The following is a 255-nucleotide window of genomic DNA, read 5'->3' as shown; positions in this document are numbered from 1 at the left end:
CCGCCGGCACGCGGCGCCCGTCCGGCAGCGTCTGGCACTACAGCCACGCCACCGACGTGCTCGGCCACGTGCTCGAGGTCGCGATGGGCTGCGACCTCGCGCAGGTGCTGGACGACACGCTGCTCGCGCCGCTCGGCATGCGCGAGACATGGTTTGCCGTGCCACCGTCGGAGGTCGGTCGCGTGGCCGAGCCGCTGCCGCAGGCGCTGGGACAGCGCCCGCTGTTCTTCGATCCGCGCAAGCCGCGGCGCGGCC

1 protein-coding gene is annotated in these 255 nt (G+C 74.9%); it reads left to right on the top strand.

Annotated elements, in window-relative coordinates; all coding sequences use genetic code 11:
* Positions 1–255: serine hydrolase domain-containing protein (locus RMT89_RS44215; protein ID WP_315889402.1), on the top strand; the 255-nt coding region annotated here is incomplete at both ends.

The sequence above is a fragment of the Streptomyces sp. P17 genome (assembly GCF_032436805.1).
GTDB lineage: Bacteria > Actinomycetota > Actinomycetes > Streptomycetales > Streptomycetaceae > Streptomyces.
This window is presented reverse-complemented; position numbering and strand designations above follow the sequence as displayed.